General features: G+C 69.7%; 19 protein-coding genes and 1 pseudogene. 9 read left to right on the top strand and 11 right to left on the bottom strand.

Features of this window, described 5'->3' with window-relative positions:
• Positions 1 to 56 precede the first annotated feature (56 nt).
• From ruvC to aspS, 6 genes are all read right to left on the bottom strand, one after another.
• Positions 57 to 632 (bottom strand): crossover junction endodeoxyribonuclease RuvC, encoded by a 576-nt coding sequence (gene ruvC / locus J2Y70_RS19555; protein ID WP_286038015.1) that lies wholly within the window; start codon positions 630 to 632, stop codon positions 57 to 59.
• Positions 633 to 722: 90 nt separating this feature from the next.
• Positions 723 to 1448 (bottom strand): YebC/PmpR family DNA-binding transcriptional regulator, encoded by a 726-nt coding sequence (locus J2Y70_RS19550; protein WP_263395400.1) that lies wholly within the window; start codon positions 1446 to 1448, stop codon positions 723 to 725.
• A 79-nt stretch (positions 1449 to 1527) separates the two neighbouring features.
• Positions 1528 to 2136, bottom strand: coding sequence for an alpha/beta fold hydrolase (locus tag J2Y70_RS19545; RefSeq protein ID WP_309921481.1), 609 nt, complete (start codon positions 2134 to 2136; stop codon positions 1528 to 1530).
• Positions 2137 to 2206: 70 nt separating this feature from the next.
• Positions 2207 to 2518, bottom strand: coding sequence for an I78 family peptidase inhibitor (locus J2Y70_RS19540; RefSeq protein WP_309921384.1), 312 nt, complete (start codon positions 2516 to 2518; stop codon positions 2207 to 2209).
• Positions 2519 to 2626: 108 nt separating this feature from the next.
• On the bottom strand, positions 2627 to 3151 hold the full coding sequence (locus J2Y70_RS19535) for a GNAT family N-acetyltransferase (RefSeq protein ID WP_309921381.1): 525 nt from the start codon (positions 3149 to 3151) through the stop codon (positions 2627 to 2629).
• 3 nt (positions 3152 to 3154) lie between these two features.
• Positions 3155 to 4912, bottom strand: a complete 1758-nt coding sequence (aspS, locus tag J2Y70_RS19530; protein WP_309921378.1) for an aspartate--tRNA ligase — start codon at positions 4910 to 4912, stop codon at positions 3155 to 3157.
• 158 nt (positions 4913 to 5070) lie between these two features.
• On the opposite strand from aspS, the gene J2Y70_RS19525 reads away from it, so the two are divergent.
• Positions 5071 to 6057 (top strand): DUF3011 domain-containing protein, encoded by a 987-nt coding sequence (locus tag J2Y70_RS19525; RefSeq protein ID WP_309921375.1) that lies wholly within the window; start codon positions 5071 to 5073, stop codon positions 6055 to 6057.
• A gap of 145 nt (positions 6058 to 6202) precedes the next feature.
• Here J2Y70_RS19525 and J2Y70_RS19520 read toward each other — a convergent pair whose 3' ends face one another.
• Positions 6203 to 6544 (bottom strand): zinc ribbon domain-containing protein, encoded by a 342-nt coding sequence (locus J2Y70_RS19520; RefSeq protein ID WP_309921373.1) that lies wholly within the window; start codon positions 6542 to 6544, stop codon positions 6203 to 6205.
• 529 nt (positions 6545 to 7073) lie between these two features.
• On the opposite strand from J2Y70_RS19520, the gene J2Y70_RS19515 reads away from it, so the two are divergent.
• Both J2Y70_RS19515 and J2Y70_RS19510 read left to right on the top strand, forming a co-directional pair.
• Positions 7074 to 9464 (top strand): TonB-dependent receptor, encoded by a 2391-nt coding sequence (locus J2Y70_RS19515; protein WP_309921369.1) that lies wholly within the window; start codon positions 7074 to 7076, stop codon positions 9462 to 9464.
• Between the two features lie 85 nt (positions 9465 to 9549).
• The gene (locus tag J2Y70_RS19510) at positions 9550 to 11700 is read left to right on the top strand and encodes a phosphocholine-specific phospholipase C (protein ID WP_309921366.1); all 2151 of its coding nucleotides are present in this window, start codon (positions 9550 to 9552) and stop codon (positions 11698 to 11700) included.
• Between the two features lie 112 nt (positions 11701 to 11812).
• Here the strand turns inward: J2Y70_RS19510 and bla are convergent.
• A pseudogene (bla, locus tag J2Y70_RS19505) lies at positions 11813 to 12601 on the bottom strand (class A beta-lactamase); the annotation flags it as partial.
• A gap of 200 nt (positions 12602 to 12801) precedes the next feature.
• On the opposite strand from bla, the gene J2Y70_RS19500 reads away from it, so the two are divergent.
• Both J2Y70_RS19500 and J2Y70_RS19495 read left to right on the top strand, forming a co-directional pair.
• Positions 12802 to 13680, top strand: coding sequence for a LysR substrate-binding domain-containing protein (locus J2Y70_RS19500; protein ID WP_309921364.1), 879 nt, complete (start codon positions 12802 to 12804; stop codon positions 13678 to 13680).
• A 219-nt stretch (positions 13681 to 13899) separates the two neighbouring features.
• A complete protein-coding gene (locus tag J2Y70_RS19495; RefSeq protein ID WP_263395410.1) occupies positions 13900 to 14190 on the top strand; it encodes a hypothetical protein in 291 nt (96 codons plus the stop codon).
• A 141-nt stretch (positions 14191 to 14331) separates the two neighbouring features.
• On the opposite strand, the gene J2Y70_RS19490 is transcribed toward J2Y70_RS19495, so the two are convergent.
• Positions 14332 to 14838 (bottom strand): YcxB family protein, encoded by a 507-nt coding sequence (locus tag J2Y70_RS19490; protein ID WP_309921361.1) that lies wholly within the window; start codon positions 14836 to 14838, stop codon positions 14332 to 14334.
• Between the two features lie 94 nt (positions 14839 to 14932).
• Positions 14933 to 16789 carry an ABC-F family ATP-binding cassette domain-containing protein gene (locus J2Y70_RS19485; protein ID WP_263395412.1) on the bottom strand — a complete coding sequence of 619 codons (1857 nt, stop codon included), beginning with the start codon at positions 16787 to 16789 and terminating at the stop codon, positions 14933 to 14935.
• 191 nt (positions 16790 to 16980) lie between these two features.
• Between J2Y70_RS19485 and J2Y70_RS19480 the strand changes: the two genes are divergently transcribed.
• From J2Y70_RS19480 to J2Y70_RS19465, 4 genes are all read left to right on the top strand, one after another.
• Positions 16981 to 19371 (top strand): TonB-dependent receptor, encoded by a 2391-nt coding sequence (locus tag J2Y70_RS19480; RefSeq protein WP_309921356.1) that lies wholly within the window; start codon positions 16981 to 16983, stop codon positions 19369 to 19371.
• A 156-nt stretch (positions 19372 to 19527) separates the two neighbouring features.
• Entirely contained in the window at positions 19528 to 19953 is a 426-nt protein-coding gene (locus J2Y70_RS19475) for a VOC family protein (protein ID WP_309921353.1), read from the top strand.
• Positions 19954 to 20552: 599 nt separating this feature from the next.
• A complete protein-coding gene (locus J2Y70_RS19470) occupies positions 20553 to 22940 on the top strand; it encodes a TonB-dependent receptor (RefSeq protein WP_309921350.1) in 2388 nt (795 codons plus the stop codon).
• Between the two features lie 480 nt (positions 22941 to 23420).
• The gene (locus J2Y70_RS19465; RefSeq protein ID WP_263395416.1) at positions 23421 to 23714 is read left to right on the top strand and encodes a hypothetical protein; all 294 of its coding nucleotides are present in this window, start codon (positions 23421 to 23423) and stop codon (positions 23712 to 23714) included.
• Here the strand turns inward: J2Y70_RS19465 and J2Y70_RS19460 are convergent.
• Entirely contained in the window at positions 23704 to 25218 is a 1515-nt protein-coding gene (locus J2Y70_RS19460) for an MASE1 domain-containing protein (protein WP_309921345.1), read from the bottom strand. The two genes, J2Y70_RS19465 and J2Y70_RS19460, sit on opposite strands and share 11 nt — an antisense overlap.
• Positions 25219 to 25565: the final 347 nt, after the last annotated feature.

The following is a 25565-nucleotide window of genomic DNA, read 5'->3' as shown; positions in this document are numbered from 1 at the left end:
CGCTTGCGCGCGGCCGTTTCCAATCCCCAATCCCCAATCCCGAATCCCGGCTCCACTCATTTCCTGCTCCAAGCCTGTTGCGTACTGATGCCCAGGCGCTGCGCGGTCGCGCGCACGTGGGCGTGGGTGATGGCCACCGCCAGCGCGTCGGCGGCGTCGGCCTGCAGCTTGCCGGTCAGGCTCAGCATCAGGCCGACCATATGTTGCACCTGCTGCTTCTCGGCCCCGCCCTTGCCGACGATGGCCAGCTTGATCTCCTTGGCCGCGTATTCGTGCACCGGCAGATCGCGCAGCACCACCGCGCAGATCGCCGCGCCGCGCGCGTGGCCGAGCTTGAGCGCCGCATCGGCGCTCTTGCCCATGAACACCCGCTCGATCGCCACTTCCTGCGGCTGGTATTCCTCCATCAGCGCGCCCAGCCCGTGCAGCAGGCGCTTGAGCCGCTGCGAGAAGTCGCCCTCGCCGAGCAGTAGCAACGGCGCGTGGTGCACATGGGTGGTGCGGCCGGCGGCGTCGACGTCGATGATGCCCACGCCGGTGCGCTGCGAGCCGGGATCGATGCCGAGGATGCGGACGGCGCCGGGACCGGGGACCGGGGACCGGGGACCGGAAGCGCTCACCGGGGCGCGCATTGGAACACCTCGACGCGCCGGGCAGTGACGTACCTGTGCCTTGCGCCGTTACGGGTCCCCGGTCCCCGGTCCCCGGTCCCGCGCCTCAGTTCACGCATAACCGCCCAGATCGGCGTTGGAATAGACCGCCTGCACATCGTCCAGGTCTTCCAGCATGTCCAGCAGCTTGCGCACCTGCAGCGCGGTGTCGCCTTCCACGGCGATGTCGTTGTCGGCGCGGAAGCTGATCTCGGCATGGTCGGCGGCCAGGCCGGCCGCCTGCATCGCGTCCTTGACCGCGTGGAACGCATCCGGCGAGGTCAGCACGTCGATCGCGCCGTCCTCCGGATAGACCACGATGTCGTCGGCGCCGGCCTCGATCGCCGCTTCGGTGATCTTCTCCTCGTCGGCGCCGGCGGCAAAGCTGAGCACGCCCAGGCGCTTGAACATGAAGGCCACCGAGCCCTCGGTGCCCATGTTGCCGCCGCACTTGCTGAAGGCATGGCGCACGTCGGCCACGGTGCGCACGCGGTTGTCGGTCAGGCAGTCGACGATCACCGCCACGCCGCCCGGTGCATAGCCCTCGTAGCGGATTTCCTCGTATTCGACCCCTTCCAGCTCGCCGGTGGCCTTCTTGATCGCGCGCTCGATCACGTCCTTGGACATGTTCGAGGCCAGGCCCTTGTCCATCGCCACGCGCAGGCGCGGGTTGTTGGACGGGTCGCCGCCGCCGGCGCGCGCGGCGACGCCGATCTCGCGGATGATCTTGGTGAAAATCTTGCCGCGCTTCGCATCGGATGCGTTCTTGCGGGCTTCGATCGAGGGGCCTCTACCCATGGGGCGTTCCGGACATCAGAAGGACAAGCGGCGGATTTTACTCGATTGCGCCGCCGCGCCCCATCCGCGGTGCCCGCGCTCAGGCGGCGAAGCGGCCATGGCGCAGGAAGGCCGCGGCCTGACGCGCGGCCGCCGGTGAGAACAAAAGGCCGCTGTGGCTGGCGCGGACCAGGCAATGGTCGTGCAGGCCGGGCAGACGGGTCTCGGCCAGGGCCACGGTGCCGTCCGATTCCGGCCCCAGCGCGGCGAAGCGGTGACCGAGCCCGAGCGCGACGCTGCCGGCGACCATGCCGACCGCGGCGCGACCGTCCCAGTGTCCGAGACCCTGCTGCAGCAAGGCCGCGCTGCGGCCCAGGGCTGCGCCGAGGCCGCGTCGCAGCAGCTCCTGCGCCACCGCGCTGCCCGCCAACGGGGCGCCCAGGCACACCACCCGGGTCACCGGCAGCTGCGGCGCCTGGCGCAGGGCGTGCAGCGCGATCAGCCCGCCCAGGCTGTGCCCGACCAGCGCCACCGGCCCGTGCGCGGCCAGCCGCTCGATCCGCTGCTGCAACCGCGGCACCGCCGCCTCGGCGCCGCCGAACGCGGTGGAGTAGCCGAAACTGGCGACGCGAAAACCGGCGCGACGCAGCCGCCAGGCCAGCGGCCCGAGCCAGGCGCGGCCGTTCCAGATGCCGTGCAGCAGCAGCACCTGCGGCGGCGCGGCGGCACCGGCGGCACCGGTGTCCGGCTCCGGCCGCGCTGCGCACGCGCCGGCCGGCTCAGCCACAACCGAGCTTGGTGATGACATTGTCGGCGCCGACGAAGACGTTGAGCCGGTCCGGGCGCAGGTCGCGCGTGGTCGGCTGGCCGGGCGCGATCGGCCGCAGCAGGCCGGCGCCGCTGTCCTTGCGCAGCCTGGCCATGGTCGCCTCGGTCGCGGCCTGGCCGACCGCCCAGGCCACCGGCTCGGCCTGGCAGCGGCCATCGCCCTGCCCGGCCGGGCCGCCACTGGCCGGCTGCAGCGAGGCCGATGGCGCGCACGCGGCCAGCAGCGGCAGCACGGCGGCGGCGTATTTCAGTGATCGCGGCATGGCACTCTCCTGTCGGGTCGGGAGGAGTGGCCAGTCTACTGCGCCATGGCGCCGGCCCTGCCGATCGGCTGGCCGCTCCGGCATGGCGGCCATGCGTGCCGCGCGAGGCTATGCCGAGCGCGGCAGGCGCCGCAGGATGAATTCCAGGTCGCGGGTCTGCCCGACCGGGAACTCGTACGTGCCGACCTTCTCGAAGCCGTAGCGCGCATAGAAGCGCTGCGCGCCGAAGTTCTCCGACCACACCCCGATCCACAGCGTGCGCGGGCCGGCGTGTTCCAGCCAGGCCAACGCGGTCTCGAACAGGCGGCTGCCCCAGCCGCTGTTCTGGTGCGAACGCAGCAGGTACAGCCGCTTCAGTTCGCCGTCGCCGGGCTGCACCTCGGCATGCGGCAGGCCGCACGGGCCGGCCGCGGCGTGGCCAACCGCCACGCCGTCGTCCTCCAGCAGCCAGATCGCGTAGTCCGGGTGCTGCAGGATCGTGCGTTGCCGCTGCGCGGTGTAGTGCTCGTCGAGGAAGCCATGCAGGTCTTCCGGCGAATACAGGTGGCCGAAGGTCTCGGTGAAGGTGGCCGCGGCCAGCGCCGCCAGCGTGGCGGCGTCGTCCGGCGTGGCCTGGCGGATCGCCAATGCCATCGCTCAGCCCTGCACCGGCTTGGCGCGCACCTGCACGTGCACTTCGGCCAGCTGCTCTTCGCTGATCGGCGACGGCGAGCCGGTCATCAGGTCCTGCGCGCCGGTGGTCTTGGGGAACGGGATGACGTCGCGGATCGAGTCGGTGCCGGCCATCAGCGCGGCGATGCGGTCGATGCCGAAGGCGATGCCGCCGTGCGGCGGCGCGCCGTACTTCAACGCGTCGAGCAGGAAGCCGAACTTGATCCGCGCTTCTTCGGCGCCGATGCCGAGCAGTTCGAACACCGCCGCCTGCATGTCGGTACGGTGGATACGGATCGAGCCGCCGCCGATCTCGTTGCCGTTGAGCACCATGTCGTAGCCGCGCGACACCGCGGTCCTGGCGTTGGCGCGCAGGTCGTCGATGTCCTCCACCGCCGGCGCGGTGAAGGGATGATGCAGGGCGACGTAGCGCTGCGCTTCCTCGTCGTACTCGAACATCGGGAAATCGGTGACCCACAGCGGCCGCCAGCCGTCGGCGATTAGGCCGAAGTCCTTGCCGGCCTTCAGCCGCAGCGCGCCCATGAAATCGGAGACCTTGCCGTAGGCGCCGGCGCCGAAGAACACGATGTCGCCGTTGCCGGCGCCGACGTGCGCGACCAGCGCGGCGAAGGCCGCTTCGCCGAAGAACTTGGCGATCGGCGAGCTGATCTCGCCGTTGTCGCCGATCTTGATGTAGGCCAGGCCCTTGGCGCCGTACTTGGCGGCGTGCGCGGCGTACTCGTCGATCTGCTTGCGCGACAGGCTGGCGCCGCCGGGGATGCGCAGCGCGGCGACGCGGCCATCGGCGTCGTTGGCGGCGGCGCTGAACACCGCGAATTCGCTGTCCTTGACCAGTTCGGCCACGTCGACCAGCTCCAGCGCGATGCGCAGGTCCGGCTTGTCCGAGCCGTAGCGGCGCATCGCCTCGGCCCAGGTCATGCGCGGGAAGCTGGCGTCCAGTTCGACCTCGGCCACTTCCTTGAAGATGGCGCGGATCATCTCTTCGACGAAGTCCTGCACGTCGCGCTCGCGCACGAAGGCGAACTCCATGTCGAGCTGGGTGAACTCGAGCTGGCGGTCGGCGCGCAGCGCTTCGTCGCGGAAGCAGCGCGCGATCTGGTAGTAGCGGTCGAAGCCGGCCACCATCAGGATCTGCTTGAACAGCTGCGGCGACTGCGGCAGCGCGTAGAACTCGCCCGCGTGCATGCGCGCCGGCACCAGGAAGTCGCGCGCGCCTTCCGGGGTGACGTTGGCCAGGATCGGCGTCTCGATGTCCTGGAAGCCCTTGCTGTCCAGGTGCCGGCGCAGCGCCTGCACCAGCTTGATGCGGGTGCGCTGCATGCGCTGCATCTCCGGGCGGCGCAGGTCCAGGTAGCGGTACTTCAGGCGGGTTTCCTCGCCGGGGTTCTCGTGCGCATGGAACGGCAGCGGCGCGGCCTTGTTGAGCACGCTGATGCGGGTGGCGATGACCTCGACCTTGCCGCTGCGCAGCTTGTCGTTGACCGCATGCCGCGCGCGCACCACGCCTTCGACCTGCAGCACGTCCTCGTAGCCCAGCGAGGCGGCGACCGCGAACACGTCCGCGCTCTCCGGCTCCACCGTCACCTGCACGATGCCTTCGTGGTCGCGCAGGTCGATGAAGCAGACGCCGCCGAGATTGCGGGCGACATCGGTCCAGCCGGCCAGGGTGACGGTTTGGCCGATCAGGGTCTCGTCGACCAGGCCGCAGAAGTGGGTACGCATCGCAAACTCCAAGGAGGGACCGCCGCCGCAGAAGGCGCCGGCAAGCCGGATATTCTGCGGCGCGGCGCCGGCCCGGGCAAATCGCGCCGCAACTCACCTGGCCTTAAGTTTCCGTGAGGCTATAGTCCGCCCACATCCACGGGCATCGGAGGGGACCCATGTTGAAGCAGCTGAGCGGTTGGCTATTGGTGGCCGGATTGGCCTTGGCCAGCGCGCCGGTGGCCGCGCAGAGCGCGCGCGCCTATGCGCCGGAGGACCTGCGGCAGCTGTCGGTGCCGAGCCGGGTGCGGGCGATCGAGCGCGAGTACGCCGACCAGTCGCGCGGCCGGCAGATCCCCGACGACCAGTTGGAGTTCTACCTGGACCAGATCGACCGCGGCTGGGGCTTCGGTCGCATCCAGCAGGACATCGCCACCTCGCTGCGCGGCAGCAACGGCCAATGGCGGCCGCAGCCCGGGTCCACCGCGCAGACCATCGCCTGCTCCAGCAGCGACCGCAAGCGCCGCCAGTGCGCGACCCCGTTCCGCGGCCGCGCGCGGCTGGTCGGCACGCTGTCGGACTCGCCATGCATCGAGGGCCAGACCTGGGGCGCCGGTCCCGGCGTGGTGTGGGTGGACCGCGGCTGCCGCGGCCGCTTCGCCGAGGGCCGGGGCGGCTGGGGCGACGGCGGCGGTGGCGGCAACTGGGGCGGCGGCGGCAACGGCGGCGGCGCCGGTCCCGGCGGCACCATCCGCTGCGAGAGCCAGGACCAGCGGCAACGGGTGTGCAACACCGGCTGGCGCAACGCGGTGCTGGTGCGGCAGCTGTCCGACACCCGCTGCATCGAGGGCCGCAGCTGGGGCCAGCGCGACGGCACGGTGTGGGTCGACGATGGCTGCCGCGGCGAGTTCGCCGAAGGCCGGGGCGGCGGTGGCGGTGGCGGTTGGGGCCCGGGCCGTCCGCCGTCCGGCGGCGGCGACTACTCGGTGACCTGCAGCAGCGACGACAAGCGCCTGCGCAGCTGCGCCTGGGATCGCCGCCAGGGCCGCCCGGCGGTGATCCAGCAGCTGTCCGGCACCACCTGCGTGGAAGGCCGCAACTGGGGCTACGAGGGCAATGCGGTGTGGGTCAAGGAAGGCTGCCGGGCGCGCTTCGGCGCCCGCTGATCTTCCCAGATGGAAACACGAACGGCCCGGAGGCGACTCCGGGCCGTTCGCGTTTTCGGGCGTTGGCTGCTGCTGCGGTCTCGGGCCGCCGGTGGCAAAGGTGCCTGGCCGGGTGAGCCGCGCGACGCCGCCTACAGGCGCGCCCTCAGGTCGCGGCGGGCTTGGCCGCTGGCGCGGGCGCCGGCGTGCTGGCCGCGGCAGCGGCGGGCTTGGCGTCGGAGGCCGCGGGCGCCGCGGCGGGTTTGGCCTCGCCGGTGCCGCCGGTTGCGCTGCCGGACTCGGCCAGGTTGCGCTTCTTGTCGCCGTCCTTCTTGAAATCGGTCTCGTACCAGCCGCTGCCGGACAGCCGGAACGACGGCGCGGTCAGCTGCCGCTTGATCGCGGGCGCACCGCACGACGGGCAGGCGTCCGGATCGGGATCGGAGAGTTTCTGCAGGCGGTCGAAGCTGTGACCGCACTCGGCACATTGGAAAGCATAGATCGGCATGGCGGCAAAAACGCGAGAGGAACAGAGGCCGCCAGTATGGGGCCCGGGCGCAGGCTTTCAAGCGATGCCGTCGGCGCGGCCGCCAAGGCGGTGCCTGCCGAGGCCATAGCGCCGCCAGCCGCCGAGCCCTTAGCCCCTCTCCCAAGGGAGAGGGGTTGGGGTGAGGGTACGGCGCGAAGCGACTCGCGGGGTTTGGGTGCACGAGGCTGCGCCCGTACCCTCATCCGCCCCTGCGGGGCACCTTCTCCCGAGGGGAGAAGGAAAAGCCGCGACCTGCCTTAAGCCCCTCTCCCGTCGGGAGAGGGGTTGGGGTGAGGGTCCGGCGCGAAGCGACCCGCTGGGCGCACGAGGCTGCGTCCGTACCCTCATCCGCCCTTCGGGCACCTTCCACCAAAGGGGCCGTAGCCCCGAGCAGCCGAGCGCGCCGCCACCGCAGAGGCATGCGCACAAGGCCGCAAACCGACAGTCACATCCACGCAACCATGCGCCGACACCATCGCGGTCCCCCACATGCAAGCGTTCACCCTTGATGAATTTTCCGAAAAGTTTCCGTGTCCCGCGGCGGACCACACTGGCCATGTTGCTGTCAGCCATGGTCGCCCACGCCCAGGCCGCCAGCGACGCCGGTGCTCCCGCGGCCCCCGCCGATGCCGGCGAGCAGGTCTCCACCCTGGAGCAGGTCCAGGTCGTCGGCCAGGCCACCACCTACGCCAAGACCAGCGTCAGCAAGGAAATGCTCGACCGCCAGTTCGCCATGGGCAGCGTCAACGACGTGCTCAACGAACTGCCAGGCGTGATCGTGACCGAGGCCGACGCGTTCGGCTCCTCCGACTGGGGCACGCAGATCAGCATGCGCGGCTTCGTCAGCAACCGCGACACCCAGCAGATCGGCACCACCATCGACGGCCTGCCCAATGGCGGCTCGGCCTACGGCGGCGGCGCCAAGGCCAACCGCTTCATCGATCCGCTGGACCTGGAGACGGTGGAAGTCAGCCAAGGCACCGCTGACATCGCCTCGCGCTCCAACGAGGCGCTGGGCGGTACGCTCAACTACCTGACCGGCGAGCCGCTCGACGCGCAGCGCGTGCGCGTAGCGGTGGGCATCGGCGACAACGATGCGCGCAAGTACTACGCCCGCTACGACACCGGCCTGATCGGCAGCACCAAGGCCTGGCTCAGCGCCTCGCACAGCAGCAACGACGACTGGATCGACGGCAGCGGCCACACCACCCGCGACCACCTGGCCGGCAAGTTCGACAGCGAGCTGGGCGCATGGAAACTGAGCGGCTACCTGTCCTACGATGACGCCGACGAGTCGGAATACACCAGCGTCACCCCTGAGCAGTTCGCGCGCGATCCCGAGCACGACCTGCTGACCGGCACGCTGACCGGCATTCCCTATCTGGACCAGAACTACCGTTCCGGCTCGCGCGCACTCCGAAAGAACACCTTCGGCTACCTGCGCGGCGCGTTCGACGGCGGCAACGGCTTCAAGGCCACGCTGGCCGGCTACGCGCACCGCCTGGAAGGCCGCGGCGACTGGATCCCACCGTACCTGGTGGACGTGAGCGACGACGGCAGCGGCAATCCGGAATCGGAATACCGGGGCGGGCGCACCGTGTACGGCGGCAGCGACCTGGGCAAGATCTACTTCGTCACCCCCAGCGGCGCGGCGGCGACCATGCGCGCCGGCTGCAGCGGCAGCGCGACGCTGCCGGCCGAGTCCGACCCGGCCTGCTACCCGGCCGGTTCGCAAGCGGTGCAGTCCTACCGCCATAGCCACTACGACAACGAGCGCGCCGGGTTCACCGCCGATGCCGAATTGCGCACCGCGCTGGGCGCGATCGACAACACCGTGCGCGCCGGCGTGTGGCTGGAGAAGTACCAGCGCAGCGTCACCCGCGACTGGCACCGGCTGCTCAACGTCGGCACCAACATCGCCTTCGACCACAGCCCGTACTGGGTGCAGTTCAAGGACCGCTACGACACCGACGAGCGCATGTACTACGTCGAAGACCTGATGCGCTACGGCGATTTCGCCTGGCGCGTGGGCGTCAAGCAGTTCTTCGTCGACCAGACCCGCGACCGCCGCATCGGCGACAGCCAGCACGCCGCATCGGACGCGCATTCCGATCCGCTGTTCTCCGCCGGCCTGACCTGGACCACGCCGGTCAAGGGCCTGGAAGCCTTCGCCGGCTACTCGCAGAACTTCGCCGCGATCCCCTCCGGCGTGCTCGGCGAGACCGACCCGGTGGCGCTGAGCCGGGTCAAGCCGGAAACCGCCGACAACGTCGAATTGGGCCTGCGCATCAGCCGCTGGCCGCTGACCGGCAGCGTCACCGTGTACGACATCCGTTTCGACAACCGCATCGTCTACGTGCCGGCCAACTTCGTCGACGGCATCGACTATCTGGGCGAGACCGACGGCGTCTACGAGAACTTCGGCGGCGTGCACGCGCGCGGCGTGGAAGCGGCGTTGGGCTACGGCTGGGACAACGGCTGGCGGATCAACGGCGCCTACACCTTCAACAAGGCGACCTACCTGGGCAGCGGCGACGCGGCGCGCGACACGGCGCTGGAGATCACCCCCGGCTCGCAGGTGATCGGCCAGCCGCGCAATACCCTGGTCGCCTCGGCCGACTGGCAGGGCCAGGCCTGGGCGTTCGGCATCTCCGGGCGCTACCTGGGCAAGCGTTACCTGGATGCGTCCAACAGCGCCAGCCTGGACGGCGTCACCACCTTCGACGCGCACCTGGGCCTGAGCCTGTCGCAGCTGTCGGCGCAGTTGCAGGGGGTGAAGCTGGACCTCAACGTCAGCAACCTCACCGACAAGCGCTACCTGGAAGGCGTGGATGGCAGCGACAGCGCCTTCATCGCCGCACCGCGCACGGTCGGCCTGACCCTGACGCTGGATCTGTAATCGCGCAGCCCGCATGCTGCGCCCTCGCCGGCGGCGCGATGCCGTCGGCGAGCCCTCTTCGTTCCGTCCTGCCGGTGCCCGTGCCATGACCGATCTTCCCCGCCGCCGCCTGCTGCAGGCCGGCGTCGCCGGTGCCGCCGCAGCGCTGCTGCCGCCCAGCATCGCCCGCGCCGCGGCGATCGCGCCGGACGTACGCAGCGGCACCCTGCAGGACCTGCAGCACGTGGTGATCCTGATGCAGGAGAACCGCGCCTTCGACCACTACTTCGGCAGCTTTCCCGGCGCGCGCGGCTTCGGCGACCGCTTCCCGATCCCGGCGCCGCCGCTGCCCGAGGCGGCACGGCGCAGCGTCTGGCTGCAGCCCAGCGCGGACGGCAGCCGGCTGCTGGCGCCGTTCCCGCTGCACACCGCGCGCGACTTCGCCACCATGCGCGTGCAAGGCACGCCGCACACCTGGCCCAACGCGCAGCAGGCCTGGGACCACGGCCGCATGGGCCACTGGACCGCGGCCAAGCGCGACCATGCGCTGGCCCACTACGAACGCGACGACCTGCCGTTCCAGTTCGCGCTGGCCGAGGCCTTCACCCTGTGCGACGCCTACCACTGCGCGATCCAGGCCGGCACCAATCCCAACCGGGTGTTCCTGTGGACCGGCCACAACGATGCGCATGCGCGCGCCGGCGGGCCGGTGATCGCCAACTCGCACGACAACTTCCCCGAACTGGGCGGACATGCGCAGGACTACCGCTGGCCCAGCTACGTCGAAGCGCTGCAGCAGGCCGGCGTGTCCTGGCAGATCTACCAGGACATGGCCGACAACTTCACCGACAACCCGCTGGCCGGCTTCGCGCCGTTCCGCGCAGCCTGGCGCGGCGCGCCCGGCCACGATCCGCAGCTGCGCGAACGCGGGGTCGGCACGCGCACGCTGGCGCAGTTGCGCGAGGACGTGCTCGCCGCGCGGCTGCCGGCGGTGAGTTTCATCATCGCCGACGCCGCCGGCAGCGAGCATCCCGATCCGTCCAGTCCCGCACAAGGCGCGGCCTACACCGCGCGCGTGCTCGACGCGCTGACCGCCGATCCGCAGGTCTGGTCGCGCACCGCGCTGCTGCTGATGTTCGACGAGAACGACGGGTTCTTCGACCACGTGCCGCCGCCGGCGCCACCCTCGCCCGATCCGGCCGCGGCCGGCGGCTGGGCCGGCGCCTCGACGGTCAGCACCGACGGCGAATACCACCTGCATCCGGCGCCGGGCGACGAGAAGGCCGACCTGCCGGAATTGCGCGGCCGGCCCTATGGCCTGGGCCCGCGGGTGCCGTTGTACGTGATCTCGCCGTGGAGCCGCGGCGGCTGGATCGACTCGCAGGTCTACGACCACACCTCGGTGCTGCGCCTGCTGGAACGCCGCTTCGGCGTCGCCGCGAGCGGACTGACGCCATGGCGCCGCGCGGTCTGCGGCGACCTGCTCGACGCCTTCGATTTCCGCCAGGCCGATACGCGCCCGTTCGTCGCCGCGCTGCCCGACGTGAGCGCCGCCGCGGCGCGCGCGGCCGCCCTGCGCGAGCATGCGCTGCCGCCGCTGCCGGCCACCGTGCAGGCCCCGCAACAGCCGTTCGGCGTGCGCCGCTCGCGCGCATTGCCGTATCGCCCGACGGTGCAGTTCGAACACGTGGACGCGCGCGGCGAAGTGCGGCTGCGGATGGCCAATGCCGGCGCGGCCGCGGTGCTGCACGTCTACGACCGCTACGACCTGGCGGCGATTCCGCGGCGCTACACGGTCGGCGGCGGCGCGACGCTGGACGCGACCTGGACCACCTACGACGGCCGCTACGACCTGTGGCTGCTCGGCCCCAACGGCTTCCACCGCCACTACCGCGGCGACCTCGACGCACCGCTGCTGCAGGCCGAGATCGCGCAGGACGCGGACGATCCGCAGGCGCTGTGCCTGCTGCTGCGCAATCCCGGCGACAGCGCCCTGCACGTGCAACTGCAGCCGGGCGCCTACGCGCAGGCGCAACCGCACGACCGCCTGAGCGTGGCCCCGGGCGCGCAGCGGCGGCTCGCCTGGAAAGCGGCGCCGACCGGCGGCTGGTACGACCTGTGGCTGGTGCAGGACCGCGCGCGCCAGCGCCTGGCCGGGCGCGTGGAAACCGGCAAGGCCAGCGTCAGCGATCCGGCCATGGGCGGGCCGGCGCAGATGCACCAGAGCGAGGTGGCCGAGCTCGCCGCGCCCGGTTGAGCGCCCCGCCTTCGCTCGGAGAGGCCGCGATGGCGAAGTCCGGACGGCCACCGCTTGTCGCCGAAGCCCATCGCCGACTACATGCATTGCGCGGACCGGACACGCCAGGCGTTCAATCCGCGAGCGTTTCCCGTACCGCGACCGCCACCGCCTTCAGCGCCGCGTCGCGTGCGGCGTCGTCGACCTTGGCGCCATTGAGATAGGCGGTCAGCAGCAACGGCGTGCGCCGGCCCGGCGGCCACACGATGGCGATGTCGTTGCGGGTGTCGACGCCGTTGCTGCCGGTCTTGTCGCCGATCTTCCAGGCAGGCGTCAGCCCGGCGCGCAGGCAGGCGTCGCCGGTGCGGTTGTCGATCATCCAATCGGTCAGCCGCTTGCGCGAGGCCGGCTGCAGCGCATCGCCGAGCAGCAGCGCGCGCAGGGTCGCGGCCATCGCCGCCGGGGTGGTGGTATCGCGCGGGTCGCCGGCGGCGTACCGGTTCATCTCCGGCTCGTGGCGGTCGGAGCGGGTCTGCGTATCGCCGAGCCCGCGCAGGAAGCGGGTCAGCCCCGGCGGGTCGCCGACCAGCGGGAACAGCAGGTTGGCCGCCGGGTTGTCGCTGAAGATCATCGTCGCCTGGCACAGCTCGGCCACGCTGAGCGCGCCGCCGACATGGCGCTCGGTGACCGGCGCGTGCGACAGCATGTCCGCCGCGCGGATCTGCACGCGCTGCTGCAGCGTCAGTTCGCCGCGATCCACCCGCTGCAGCACCGCCGCCGCCAATAGAAATTTGAAGGTGCTGCACATCGGGAAACGCTCGTCCTGGCGCTGCCCGCCGAGCGTCGCGCCGTTGCCGTCGAGCAGCGTCACCCCGAGCCGGCCGCCGCTGCCGCGCTCGATCACGGCCAGCCGCTGCGCCAGGTCCGGCGCCTTGCTCTGCGGCGCTTTCGCGTCCGCCACCGCGACCGCCAGGGCTGCCGCCGCCAACCCCATCCCCTGCAAAAATTGTCGTCTCGCCAGCATCGTCCACCTCCGTCGGAAGCGACGATGATGCGCAGCTTGACCGCCGCCCACCAGCGAGGTTATTCAATCGCAGCCATGAGCAGAACTAATTCCTGACGATGATCCGCCCGCAGCTGCCATTGAATGCCCTGCGCGCCTTCGAGGCAGCCGCGCGCCACCAGAACCTGACCCGCGCCGCCGCCGAGTTGTGCGTGACCCAGGCCGCGCTGAGCCACCAGATCAAACGGCTGGAGGAGCGGCTGGGCGTGGTCCTGTTCCAGCGCCTGCCGCGCGGCGTGGCCCTGACCGACGAGGGCCAGCGCCTGCACCCGGTGCTGACCGAGACGTTCGACCGCATCGCCGCCACCCTGCAGCGCTTCGCCGGCGGCCGCTACCGCGAGACGCTGAGCCTCGGCGTGGTCGGCACGTTCGCGGTCGGCTGGTTACTGCCGCGGCTGGACGCCTTCCACGCCGCGCATGCGGACATCGAACTGCGCGTGCACACCCACAACAACCGCGTCGACCTGGCCGGCGAAGGCCTGGACCTGGCGATCCGCTTCGGCGACGGCGACTGGCAAGGCCAGTGCGCCACGCCGATCCTCGATGCGCCGTTCGCCCCGGTGTGCGCGCCGGCACTGGCGCGCGCGCTGCGCGCACCGGCCGACCTGGGCGGCGTGCCGTTGCTGCGCTCCTACCGGCTGGACGAATGGCCGCGCTGGCTGCAGGCGGCCGGCGCGCCCGAACTGGTCGCCGGCGGGCCGATCTGCGACTCGTCGCTGACCCTGGCCAGCGCCGCGGCGGCGGGTGCCGGCGTGGCCTTGCTGCCGCTGCGCCTGTTCGCGCAGGACCTGGATGCCGGGCGCCTGGTCGCGCCGTTCCCGACCCGCCTGGACGCCGGACGCTACTGGCTCACCCGCCTGCGCTCGCGCGCGGAAAGCGACGCCGGACGCCGCTTGCGCGAGTGGCTGCAGGAGCAGGGGCAGCAGGTGGCGCGCTGAGCGGTGTTTCGCCCCCGCGCTTCGGTCCGGCGCTACCGCCTTCGCCGCACGAAACCGCAGGTCCGCGAGCGCGCCGGAGCCGTGCAGACCCCCACACCAGACCGCGTGAAAAATTTGTGCACTGCCACTTGGCGGCCGGCCGAACGCCGAACTATGATCAGGGTCGCAGTTGCAATGTGCGCCAGGGGAAGGCGATCACGTTCCTGGGGGGAACACGCAATGAACCGTATCGTCATGGCCGCGCGTCCGGCCCTGGTCTCTCGCGACGTCGTCCTGGCCGCTGCGCTGGCCTGCCTGTGCCTGTTGCACCTGGCCTATTTCCTGCGCAGCGGCGCGAGCGAATGGCACTGGGCGCTCAGCGCGACCGGACTGGCGCTGATGGCGATCAAGGCCAGCCTGCGGCCGACGCCGACCGCGCGCCCGTCGCTGCGCAGCCTGCGCTCGCGCACGCCGCTGGACTGGGCCGCCATCGCCGGCGGCCTGCTGGTCGTGGCCAGCGCCGCCGCCTGAGCCACTCCCTAAACGCCGGCGCCTGATCGGGACGCGCGAGCTGGCAACGGTCTGGCGCGCCGCCCTGCACACGCCGCGGGCGCACGCTCCACTTCTGCCGCGACGCGTCACCCGTGTTCGCACACCCATCTGCGGCCGCAGCTACACAGCGCGTGCGGCAGAGGCCCCCACGCGCGACGCCAGGCGCCGAAACGCCTCGTGCTGGGCGGCATCGGCGAACCAGGAGGTGGGCACCAGCTCGAACAGCATGTCGTTGTGGTACAGCAGCAGTACCTGCGCGTTCTCGCGACAGCGGACGTAGTCGGCCCAGGGATGGCGCGCCTGCCCGCCCGACCACGACACCTCTATTTCGGCCTCGTTCCAGGCATAGGTGACGACGTGCCGCAGCGTGGCCTGTTGCGCGTGCAGGCGCCGCACCTTGCGCGGCAGTATCCACGCGCGCGTGACGCCCAGGCCGATCAGCCCGCCGCCGGCGGCGCCGATCAGCAAGGCACCGAACACCGTGGCCGCGGACGGCAGCGACAGCACCAGCACCAGCCCGACCAGCAATACGACCACCAGCACCGCCAAGGCGCGCCGCAGCTGATGCCGGGTATGCAGACGTTGCGCGCCAAGATAGTCGTCCACGCTGATGATGCCGCTGATCATGGTTGGCTCCCTGCTTGCTGGCGTGGCGCCACAGCTTAGCGAACCGGCGCGCACGTGCGGCGCCAGGCAGCGCGCCGCAGGCAAGCGCCGCCGCTCACGCGCCCTCGATCAGTTCCATCCACGCCTGCTCGGCCTGCGCCAGCTGCTGCGCGGTGGCTTCGCGGTCGCGGCCCAGCACCGCCATCTTTTCGGCATCGGCGTAGTGCTTGGGATCGGCCAGCTGGCGATCGAGCTCGGCCAGCGCCGCCTCAAGCTCGCCGACGCGCTTCTCGGCGGCGGCGAGCTTGTGCGGGTTCGGCGGCTTCTTCGCCGGCAGCGGCTTGACCGGCGGCGGCGGGGTCGGCGCGACCTCGGCCATCTTCTGCTTGGTGCCCTGCGCGGCCGGGCGGCTGCGCAGCCACGCGGCGTACTCGTCCAGGTCGCCGGCGAACGGCTCGACCACGCCGTCGGCCACGCGCCAGAAGGTGTCGCAGACCAGGCCGATCAGGTGGCGGTCGTGCGAGACCATCACGATCGCGCCCTCGAAGTCGCTCAGCGCCTCGGCCAGCGCCTCGCGCATCTCCAGGTCCAGATGGTTGGTCGGCTCGTCGAGCAGCAGCACGTTGGGCTGCTGCCAGGCGATCAGCGCCAGCGCCAGGCGCGCGCGCTCGCCGCCGGAGAAACCGTCCACCACTTCGAAGGCGCGGTCGCCGGGGAAATTCCACTTGCCGAGGAAGTCGCGGAACGCCTGGATCGACGCGTCCGGCGAGATGTCGCGGAAATGGTCGATCGGCGACTGCCCTTCGTGCAGCGATTCCACCGTGTGCTGGGCGAAGTAGCCGATGCGCAGGTCCGGGTGCGCGCTGCGCTCGCCGCTCAGCAGCGGGATCTCGCCGACCAGGCTCTTGACCAGGGTCGACTTGCCGGCGCCGTTGGGGCCGAGCAGGCCGATGCGGTCGCCCGCTTCCAGGCCGAAGCCGGCCTGGCGCAGGATCACCTCGCTGCCGTAGCCGCAGTCGGCATGGTTGAGTCGGATCAGCGAATGCGGCAGGCGATTGGGCTGGGCGAACTCGATGCGGAACTCGCGCTCGGCGCGCACCGCCTCGGTGCCGGCCATCTTCGCCAGCCGCTTCATCCGGCTCTGCGCCTGGCTGGCCTTGCTGGCCTGCGCCTTGAAGCGGTCGATAAAGCTCTGCAGGTGCGCGCGCTCGGCCTGTTCCTTGTCGTGCGCGATCTGCTGCTGGCGCAGCTGCTCGGTGCGCTGGCGCTCGAAATCGGTGTAGCCGCCCACGTACAGCTTGGCGCCGCCGCCATGCAGGTGCAGGGTGTGGGTGGCGACGTTGTCGAGGAACTCGCGGTCGTGGCTGATCAGCAGCAGCGTGCCGGGGTACTTCAGCAGCCACTGTTCCAGCCACAGCACCGCGTCCATGTCCAGGTGGTTGGTCGGCTCGTCGAGCAGCAGCAGGTCCGAGGGCATCATCAGCGCCCGCGCCAGGTTCAGCCGCACCCGCCAGCCGCCGGAGAAATCCTTGACCGGGCGCGAATGCGTCGCCGCGGGAAAGCCAAGGCCATGCAGCAGCTTGCCGGCGCGCGCGGTGCCGTCGTAGCCGCCGACCTCTTCCAGGCGCACGTGCGCGGCCGCGACCGCCTCCCAGTCCTCGGCGGCCAGCGCGTCGGCCTCGGCCTGCAGCGCCGCGGCCACCTCGGTGTCGCCGCCGAGCACGAAGTCCAGCGCCGGATCGGGCAGCGACGGGGTCTCCTGGGCGACGCTGGCGGTGCGCAGCTTGCCGGGCAGCTCCACGTCGCCCTTGTCGGCCTCCAGCTCGCCGCGGATCGCCGCGAACAGGCTGGACTTGCCGGTGCCGTTGCGCCCGACCACGCCGACGCGGTAGCCGGCATGCAGGGTCAGATCGACATTGGACAACAGCAGCCGCTCGCCGCGGCGCATGGCGAAATTACGTAACGAAATCATCGGGGGAGAGCGTCCAAAGAACGGTTGGGAATATGCAGATGAGCATGCTTCCTGGGACACGATTCTACCGTTAACGAATAATTGACGCTCAGGGACCCGCGCGCCACCCTGCCACCCCGCTTGTGGCACCCCGCGCCGCCCGCTCCCCCACTTATCCGGCCCTCGCGGCCCACCCGTTGTCTGGAGAATCCATGAAGTACCCTGTTTCCCGGCTCGCGACCGCCGTCGTCGCGGTCCTCGTCGGCGTCCCCGCCTTCGCCCAGAACGCCGACGGCAGCGCCACGCCGAGCACCCTGGACACCGTCATCGTCACCGGCACCCGGGTCAGCGACCGCACCGTGGCCGAATCGCAGTCGCCGATCGACATCATCACCCCCGAAGCGCTGCAGTCCACCGGCACCTCGGAACTGGCCACCGCGCTGTCGCGCGCCCTGCCCTCGCTGAACTTCCCGCGCCCGGCACTGACCGACGGCACCAGCGGCATCCGCCCCGCGCAGCTGCGCGGGCTGTCGCCGGACCAGGTGCTGGTGCTGGTCAACGGCAAGCGCCGCCACACCTCCGCACAGATCAACGTCAACGGCAGCATCGGCCGCGGCGCTTCGGCGGTGGACATCAACGCGATTCCGATCGCGGCGATCGAGCGCGTGGAAGTGCTGCGCGACGGTGCCTCGGCGCAGTACGGCTCCGACGCCATCGCCGGGGTCGTCAACATCGTGCTCAAGGGCGCCGGCCAGGGCGGCAGCTTGGCAGTCGACTATGGCCAGTACTCGGCCGGCGACGGCGAGAAGTACCAGCTCTCCGGCGACACCGGGGTCAGCTTCGGCGACGGCCGCGGCACGCTGCACGTGGCCGGCCAGATCAGCCAGCAGGACGAGACCAACCGCGCCGGCCCGTACCAGGGCGTCGCGCCGAATACCGGCAACTATCCCGGCATCGGCGAAACCACCTTCGTCTACGGCGATCCGCAGGTCGACGCCAGCGCGGTCTCGGCCAACGGCGAGTTCCGCTTCAGCGACAACGTCACCGGCTACGCCACCGCCATCGCCAGCAACCGCGACATCACCTCGTTCGCGTTCTACCGCTCGCGCAACCACAACGGGCAGAGCGCGCTGCTGGCGCAGACCTACCCCGACGGCTACGTGCCGGAAATCGACCAGTCCTCCAAGGACCGCTCGCTGGTCGCCGGGCTCAAGGGCAGCACCGCGGGCGGCTTCGGCTGGGACGTGAGCTACAACTACGGCTACAACAAGATCGGCTTCAACACCCGCAACAGCATCAACTACAGCCTGGGCACCGACAGCCCGAGCAGCTTCTACGACGGTGCGCTGGAGTACACCCAGAACATCCTCAACGCCGACTTCACCCAGCCGCTGGAATGGGGCCTGGCCTACCCGGTCACGCTGTCCTTCGGCGCCGAATACCGCCAGGAGAAGTGGAACCAGTCGCCGGGCGAAGCGGCGTCCTACACCGGCACCACCGGCGGCGCGCAGGGCTTCGCCGGCTTCTCCCCGGCCAACGCAGTGCATTCGGACCGCCACAACTACGCCGTCTACGCCGGCCTGGAAGCCGACTTCACCGACAAGTTCTCCGCCGGCCTCACCGGCCGCTACGAGGACTACTCGGACTTCGGCAGCAAGAGCTCGGGCAAGCTGTCGGCACGCTACGCCTTCACCGACAAGGTGGCGCTGCGCGGCACCGTGGCCAGCGGCTTCCGCGCCCCATCGCTGGCGCAGCAGCAGTACCAGGCGGTGACCAGCAACTACATCAACGGCAGCTTCTTCGAATCGGGCACCTTCCCGGTGGACAGCGCCGTGGCCCAGGCGCTGGGCGCTGCGCCGCTGAAGGCCGAGACCTCGCTGTCCTACAGCCTGGGCCTGGTGCTGCAACCGGTCGAGCGACTGTACGTGACCCTGGACGCGTACCAGATCAAGATCGACGACCGCATCCTGCTCTCCTCCAACCTCAACGATGCCGCCGTGCTCGCGCAGCTGCAGGGCCTGGGCTACGCCAACGTCACCAGCGTGCGCTACTTCGCCAACGCCGCCGACACCCGCACCCGCGGCGTCGACCTGGTCGGCACCTACACGATCCCGTTCGCGGCCAGTACCCTGGACCTCACCGCCAGCTACGGCTACAGCAAGACCGAGATCACCGATGCGGTCGAACAGCCGCAGGCGCTGGCGGCGATCGGCTCGACCCAGACCATCCTCGGCCGCGACGAGATCGGCCGCCTGGAGGACAGCTTCCCGAAGGACAAGCTCATCCTCAGCGGCACCTGGAAGCTGCAGCGCTGGGACTTCAACCTGGCCGCCACGCGCTACGGCGATTTCACCGTGCGCAACTCGGCCAGCGCCGCCCGCGACCAGACCTACGACGCGAGCTGGGTGGTGGACGCCTCGGCCAGCTTCAAGCCCAGCAGCAACTGGGCCCTGACCCTGGGCGCGGACAATCTGCTGGACCAGTATCCGGACAAGACCACCAACCTGGTCAACTCCACCTACGGCATGCTGCCGTACAGCAACTATTCGCCGTACGGCTTCAATGGCGCTTACGTATACGGGCGGATCAACTACCGCTGGTAGGCCCACGCGCCTAGCGCACCACGAGCACGCCCCGGCCGGTCCGGGGCGTGCTCGTTCTTGCGCTGCACGCCGGCGTCTCGCATCCACACGACCTGAACAAACCGGGGCGGGAACGGTGGTATCACACGCGCCACCTTCCTTCGGCGGAGCATGCATATGGAAACCGAGCGACTGTACCGCGGGCGCCTGATCGACCACCTGCACCTGGTGGTGCGCGACCTGCAGGCGAGCCAGGCCTTCTACACCGCCGTGCTCGGCGAACTGGGCATCCCGCTCGGTGGCCAGGGCGAGGGCTATTTCTGGGCCGACGAACTGTTCGTGTCCGACCGCAGCACGCTTGCGCAGGGCGAGCTGACCGGACGCCACCACCTCGCGTTCCAGGCACGCGATCGCGCGATGGTCGACGCCTTCCACCGTACCGCGCTCGCGCATGGCGGACGCGACAACGGCGCGTCGGGGCTGCGCCCGTATCACCCCGCCTACTACGCGGCGTTCGTGCTCGATCCCGACGGCAACAACATCGAAGCCGTCTTCCACGGGCCGGCACAACGCAGTGCCGACGCGGTGCAGATCAGCTTCTGAGCCGACTGCAGCTGCCGGGCTGCGATCCACGATCCAATTGAGGAAGCGCGCGCGCAAGGCCGCCATCGCGCTGCAAGGCACGCCGAACCTGCGCATGCGGGAGGCGCGGGGAAACACGTCGATGCGTGCGTCGACTTGCCATCCTCGGCAATGACGTTGAGCGACTGCGGCACATGCGGAGCGAACTGTTGAAAGCGACGCAGCGTCGGCCTGATCAAGTTTCCTCATCCCTCACGCGCGCGCTTGCGGCGCGTCGCTACGCACATCCTCCAGTGTGATCGCCCGCCGCCGTGCGAGTGGCGCCGGCCTTTGCCGGCACGCGGCGCGACGCGCGAAGCGCAACGCATTGCTACCGCCCCGCCGGACGACACCGCCCGGTTTTGTCTACAAGCGCGGCGAACGGCCGCATCGTCGCTGGCGCAAGTGTCGCGGCGGTCGTTGCACTTGCAACCACGCGACAAGGTTTAACGGAACATTGACACACCTGACATATCCCGGTAATCCACTGGACAGCCGCCACGTTCGCCATGCGCGCGACACCCGGGAGGGGGTGATGGCGAATCTGGCGGCGACCTCCCCCGTTCTGGAGCCGCCCACCGATGAACCGCACGTCCCATCCTCTCGCTATCGCCGTCGCCCTCGCCCTGACCACCTCCGCAGCGCCCGCCATCGCCCAGAGCACGTCCAGCAGCGCACAGACGCTGGATACCGTGATCGTCACCGGCACCCGCGTGGCCGACCGCACCGTCGCCGAGTCGGCCTCGCCGATCGACATCATCTCGCCGGAAATGCTGCAGTCCACCGGCACCACCGAACTGGCCACCGCACTGTCGCGCGCGGTGCCGTCGCTGAACTTCCCGCGCCCGGCGATCACCGACGGCTCCGACGCGGTGCGCCCGGCGCAGTTGCGCGGGCTTTCGCCCGACCAGGTACTGGTGCTGGTCAACGGCAAGCGCTACCACACCACCGCGCTGGTCAACCTCAACGGCGCGCAGGGCCGCGGCTCGTCGCCGGCCGACCTCAACACCATTCCGATCGCCGCGGTCGAGCGCATCGAGGTGCTGCGCGACGGCGCCTCGGCGCAGTACGGCTCCGACGCCATCGCCGGGGTCATCAACATCGTGCTCAAGGGCAGCGGCGATGGCGGCAGCATCGCCGCGCGCTACGGCAAGTACAGCGCCGGCGACGGCGAGCAGTACCAGTTGTCCGGCGATGCCGGGGTCAAGTTCGGCGAGAACGGTGCGGTGCATTTCGCCGCGCAGGCCGGCCATCAGGACCAGACCGACCGCGCCAAGCCGTACCTGGGCGAAGTGCAGCAGCGCTACGGCGATCCGGACATCGACCAGGGCGCGTTCTCCTACAACGGCCAGTACAGCCCGGCCGAGTACATCACGTTCTATTCCTACGGCATGCTCAGCCGCCGCGAGGTGCTGTCCAACGGCTACTTCCGCTGGTCCGGCGACAACCGCAACCGTCCGGAGATCTACCCCGGCGGCTTCCTGCCGCAGATCTACAACGTCAGCAAAGACGTCTCCTGGGTCGGCGGCTTCAAGGCCAGCACCGAGGGCGGGCTGGGCATCGACATCAGCTACAACTACGGCCGCAACGACCTGAGCTTCGAGGTCAAGAACAGCCTCAACAACAGCATGGGCCTGAGCAGCCCCACCGACTTCTACGCCGGTTCGCTGGAAGTCACCCAGAACCTGCTCAACGCCGACTTCAGCAAGTCGCTGGAGATCGGCCTGGCCTATCCGGTCACGCTGGCCTTCGGCGGCGAGTGGCGCGGCGAGAAGTTCAACGAATCGCCCGGCGACGTGGCCTCCTACCTCAATGGCGGGGTGCCCTCGGCCAACGGCACGCTGCTGCCGGGCGCGCAGGTGTACGCCGGCTTCAAGCCCAGCGATTCGGGCCACTACGACCGCAACAGCTATTCGGCCTACGTCGACCTGGAAGGCGACATCACCGACAAGTTCTCCGCCGGCCTGGCCGGGCGCTACGAGAACTACAGCGATTTCGGCGACACCAGCACCGGCAAGCTGTCGCTGCGCTACGCCTTCACCGACAAGATCGCGCTGCGCGCCACCGCCTCCACCGGTTTCCGCGCGCCGTCGTTGCAGCAGCAGTATTTCCAGTCCATCGCCACCAACTTCATCAACGTCACCCAGCCCGACGGCAGCATCACCGCCACGCCGTTCGAGATCGGCACCTTCCGCACCGACAATCCGGCCGCGGTCGCGCTCGGCGCCGAGCCGCTGAAGGCGGAGAAATCGAAGAACTACGGCTTGGGCCTGGTGCTGCAACCGGTCGACGCGCTGTACGTCACCGTCGACGCCTACCGCATCGACATCGACGACCGCATCGTGCTGTCGGAGAACCTGACCTCCACCGCAGTGCGCAACTACCTGCAGGCCAACGGCTACGCCGGCATCGGCGGCGGCCGCTACTTCACCAACGCCATCGACACCAAGACCCAGGGCGTGGACGCGGTCGGCACCTACAAGATCGCGCTGAGCAACAGCAACCTGGACCTGACCGCCGGCTACAACTACAACAAGACCGAGATCGAGAAGATCGCCGAGAACCCGGCGGTGCTGGAGGCGATCGACCCGACCGCGGTGCGCATCGGCCGCGCCGAGATCGGCCGCATCACCAAGGGCGCGCCACGCGACAAGTTCTTCCTCAGCAGCGTGTGGGCGCCGGGCAACTGGGCATTCACCGCCACCGCCACGCGCTGGGGCGAGTTCACCGACTTCGGCACCACGCCGGCGGCCGACCAGACCTATACGGCGAAGTGGACGCTGGACCTGGCCGCCAGCTACAAGCTGGGCAACTGGGACTTCACCATCGGCGGCGACAACGTGCTCGACGAATACCCCGACCAGTCGCGCGCCGGCGCGGGCACCCGCACCTACCTGCCGTACAGCACCTCCTCGCCGTTCGGCTTCAACGGTGCGTTCGCCTACGCCAACGTCAACTTCAAATGGTGAGCCGGGTCGGTACGGCCTAGCCGATGCGGCGCCGGCCGCTGAGCGGATAGAAAAGCCCCGGTTCGCCGGGGCTTTTTTGCCTGCCGCGCGCTGCGTAAGCGGCCATCGCGCATTAATGCCGGCTGCCGCCTGCCGATTAACTCGCCCGGCTAACACAGATTAAGAACGGGAGGAAGTTACTTCGGTAGACATCCTCACAATATGCGGGATATCAATGGCATAGGCTAAAACTCCGTTTATCTACCCGATATTTGTCAACAGCTGTCCGCCGCGACTCGCGTAAGGTGGAATCGCCTGAACGGCAGGCGATAAAAACCCTTAGCAGGGGAAGGACAAGCTATGGACTGGAATATCTCGAAAACCGCGGCGCTGGCCTCGGGAGTGTTGTTGTGCTCCGCATTCGCCACGGCCGCCCACGCGCAGACCTGCTGCCCCACCGGAGGCGGTAGCCACATCGCGACGCAAGGCCTGGGCGAAAGCATGCCGGCCGCAACCAATCTGTCGACCAACGCCACCGTGAGCATCTATCAATTCGAGCGCGGCGGGGTGACCTACCTGCAGATCAACGATGCCAACGGCCAGGTCCGCGGCGCCGTGGCGCGCATCGAAAACACGGCCTGGGTGACGCCGATGGGCCAGGACGTCGACCGGGTCAGCATCGTCGATACGCTGGACCAGAGCCGCGGCATGGTGCTCTACGATGCACGCTACTTCACCGTGCAGCGCTCCAGCACCGCCAGCGGCGACGCGTGGACCGTCACCATCAAGAAGTGAGGGGGCGCCGCTCCGAGGGTTCGGAGACGAGGAAGCTGATCTTCAGCTCATGGCGACGCCGACAGGTGCCGTCATGAGCTTTCAGCCGGCTCGCCAGTTCCCACTCGATCTCGTCCGTGCTCTTGCCTGCGCCGGTGTCGAGCAGCAGCGCCGGATCGGCGGCGATCGCCACCACCAGCCCGCGCCGGCCACGCCCATTCCAGACGCGCGCCGTGATCCGATGCCGGCCGCCGCGCGGCAGGATCTCCATCGCATTGAGCACGCAGCGGTACGCCGCCAGTTGCAGACCGATCGATAGCTGCCGCGATTCGCCGCGCAACCGCGTCTCCACCTCGGTATCGCAGGCATTGGCGAAGGCGACCGAGCTCAGTGCGCCGTAGAGCCCATGGGTCTCGATGTCCAGCGGATACAGCGCGGCGACGTAGTCGTCCAGCAGCTGCGCCTGGATCACCCCGGTGCGGTTCATTTCCATGGCCGCGGCGTAGTGCCCGCGCTCCTTCAGCGAGGAGGCGATGTCGCGGCGCAGCTTGTTGAGGTGGACATGGATATCGGTGTACTCGATCACCCGGTTGCGCAGCGTGCGTTCGGCGGACATGTAGCTGGCCTGCGCCACCTGCAGCGCCTGCTGCTCGGCATAGCCGAAATGCCGCGCCTGGCGGAAGGCGCTGGAAATCTTCGCGCCGAGCACGAACAGCAGGGTCGCGGCGACCGCGATCAGCATCTGCACGTCGAATCCCTGCTGGTCGTAGGCGCCCGAATAGTTCGAGCGCGGCAGCGACATGGCCACCGCCAGGTTGGCCAGCACCACGCCTACCGCCGAGCCGCGCCAACCGTGCGAAAGCGTCAGCCAGGCGCCGGGCACGAGCAGCATCAGCAAGATGACCTGATGCAACAGGCCCGGCGTCCTCATCGCCAGCACAAAGATCGCCGCCACCGCGAGCACCGCGATCGCGGAGTCGCGCAGCAGTTTGCTGGGCACGGCCTTGTCGGTCTTGCGATGCAGCCAGAGCAAGGCCGGCAGGAAGAACATCAGGATGCCCAGATAGCTACCGATCCAGTACCTGACGCTGTGCTCCAGGGTGATGAACGCGGCCGGCCCGTCCAACATCGCGTTGACCGACTTGTTGACCAGCAGGCCCCACAGCGCCAGGCTCACGGTGAGGAGCGGCAACCAGCGCTGTACGGCCGTGGCGGCGGGAAAGCGGCTGCGGAAGGCCCAGGGCAGCAACGCGAACAAGGGCGCGACCAGGAACGGGCTCAGGTACGCCCACACTTCGCTCACGCCGTCGTGGTTGGCCATCGGCACGCGCATCGCCAGCAACGCGGCGGCGTCGCCGAGCAGCACATACGGCCACAGCCGGTAGGGCAGGAACAGAAACGCCGCCGCGCGCACGCCCGCCGGCAGGAACCATTGGTCCACCGACCAGCGCCACACGGTCATGTAGAGCGCGCAATACAGCGCACTCAGAAGGATGCCGCCAGCGAATTTTTTCAGTGTTGCCATGCCACCTTGATCCTTGGCAGGACGCCCAATTGGCGCAAACATACAGCACGCCGCGAACCCGCACAGTAGACATTTTGCAGCGCGCGCGATCGCGGCAACCCCTTGCCTGGCGGGGGTTTGCAGCGATCGCGAGGAGCCCTGGGACAGGCTTCTCATTCGACGTCTTCCCGGCCCGGCGCAATTTTGACGGTTTCGCGTATCACGCTTGTGTGAGAGTGCCGCCGATATTGGCGCGGCGGCGTCCGAGATGCTGTGTAACCCGATATCCAGGCGGCGATGTCGGTGTTTTGTCGGAACGGAGCGGCTTTACTGCAATCGGGCGGAGCGGCCGACTGCGGGCGCAGAAC

The organism is Xanthomonas sp. 1678 (assembly GCF_031455575.1).
Taxonomy (GTDB): domain Bacteria; phylum Pseudomonadota; class Gammaproteobacteria; order Xanthomonadales; family Xanthomonadaceae; genus Xanthomonas_A.
Note: the sequence above shows the minus strand (reverse complement) of the source record. Positions and strands in the feature narration are given on the sequence as shown.

What these genes read in the sequence shown, in the direction of transcription:
- aspS (WP_309921378.1), bottom strand. Translation starts at nt 4,912, where the DNA reads ATGCGTACCCACTTCTGCGGCCTGGTCGACGAGACCCTGATCGGCCAA.
- J2Y70_RS19515 (WP_309921369.1), top strand. Translation starts at nt 7,074, where the DNA reads ATGAATTTTCCGAAAAGTTTCCGTGTCCCGCGGCGGACCACACTGGCC.
- J2Y70_RS19495 (WP_263395410.1), top strand. Translation starts at nt 13,900, where the DNA reads ATGAACCGTATCGTCATGGCCGCGCGTCCGGCCCTGGTCTCTCGCGAC.
- J2Y70_RS19490 (WP_309921361.1), bottom strand. Translation starts at nt 14,838, where the DNA reads ATGATCAGCGGCATCATCAGCGTGGACGACTATCTTGGCGCGCAACGT.
- J2Y70_RS19465 (WP_263395416.1), top strand. Translation starts at nt 23,421, where the DNA reads ATGCCGGCCGCAACCAATCTGTCGACCAACGCCACCGTGAGCATCTAT.
- J2Y70_RS19460 (WP_309921345.1), bottom strand. Translation starts at nt 25,218, where the DNA reads ATGGCAACACTGAAAAAATTCGCTGGCGGCATCCTTCTGAGTGCGCTG.
- J2Y70_RS19510 (WP_309921366.1), top strand. Translation starts at nt 9,550, where the DNA reads ATGACCGATCTTCCCCGCCGCCGCCTGCTGCAGGCCGGCGTCGCCGGT.
- J2Y70_RS19500 (WP_309921364.1), top strand. Translation starts at nt 12,802, where the DNA reads ATGATCCGCCCGCAGCTGCCATTGAATGCCCTGCGCGCCTTCGAGGCA.
- ruvC (WP_286038015.1), bottom strand. Translation starts at nt 632, where the DNA reads ATGCGCGCCCCGGTGAGCGCTTCCGGTCCCCGGTCCCCGGTCCCCGGT.
- J2Y70_RS19550 (WP_263395400.1), bottom strand. Translation starts at nt 1,448, where the DNA reads ATGGGTAGAGGCCCCTCGATCGAAGCCCGCAAGAACGCATCCGATGCG.
- J2Y70_RS19525 (WP_309921375.1), top strand. Translation starts at nt 5,071, where the DNA reads ATGTTGAAGCAGCTGAGCGGTTGGCTATTGGTGGCCGGATTGGCCTTG.
- J2Y70_RS19470 (WP_309921350.1), top strand. Translation starts at nt 20,553, where the DNA reads ATGAACCGCACGTCCCATCCTCTCGCTATCGCCGTCGCCCTCGCCCTG.
- J2Y70_RS19480 (WP_309921356.1), top strand. Translation starts at nt 16,981, where the DNA reads ATGAAGTACCCTGTTTCCCGGCTCGCGACCGCCGTCGTCGCGGTCCTC.
- J2Y70_RS19520 (WP_309921373.1), bottom strand. Translation starts at nt 6,544, where the DNA reads ATGCCGATCTATGCTTTCCAATGTGCCGAGTGCGGTCACAGCTTCGAC.
- J2Y70_RS19535 (WP_309921381.1), bottom strand. Translation starts at nt 3,151, where the DNA reads ATGGCATTGGCGATCCGCCAGGCCACGCCGGACGACGCCGCCACGCTG.
- J2Y70_RS19540 (WP_309921384.1), bottom strand. Translation starts at nt 2,518, where the DNA reads ATGCCGCGATCACTGAAATACGCCGCCGCCGTGCTGCCGCTGCTGGCC.
- J2Y70_RS19475 (WP_309921353.1), top strand. Translation starts at nt 19,528, where the DNA reads ATGGAAACCGAGCGACTGTACCGCGGGCGCCTGATCGACCACCTGCAC.
- J2Y70_RS19485 (WP_263395412.1), bottom strand. Translation starts at nt 16,789, where the DNA reads ATGATTTCGTTACGTAATTTCGCCATGCGCCGCGGCGAGCGGCTGCTG.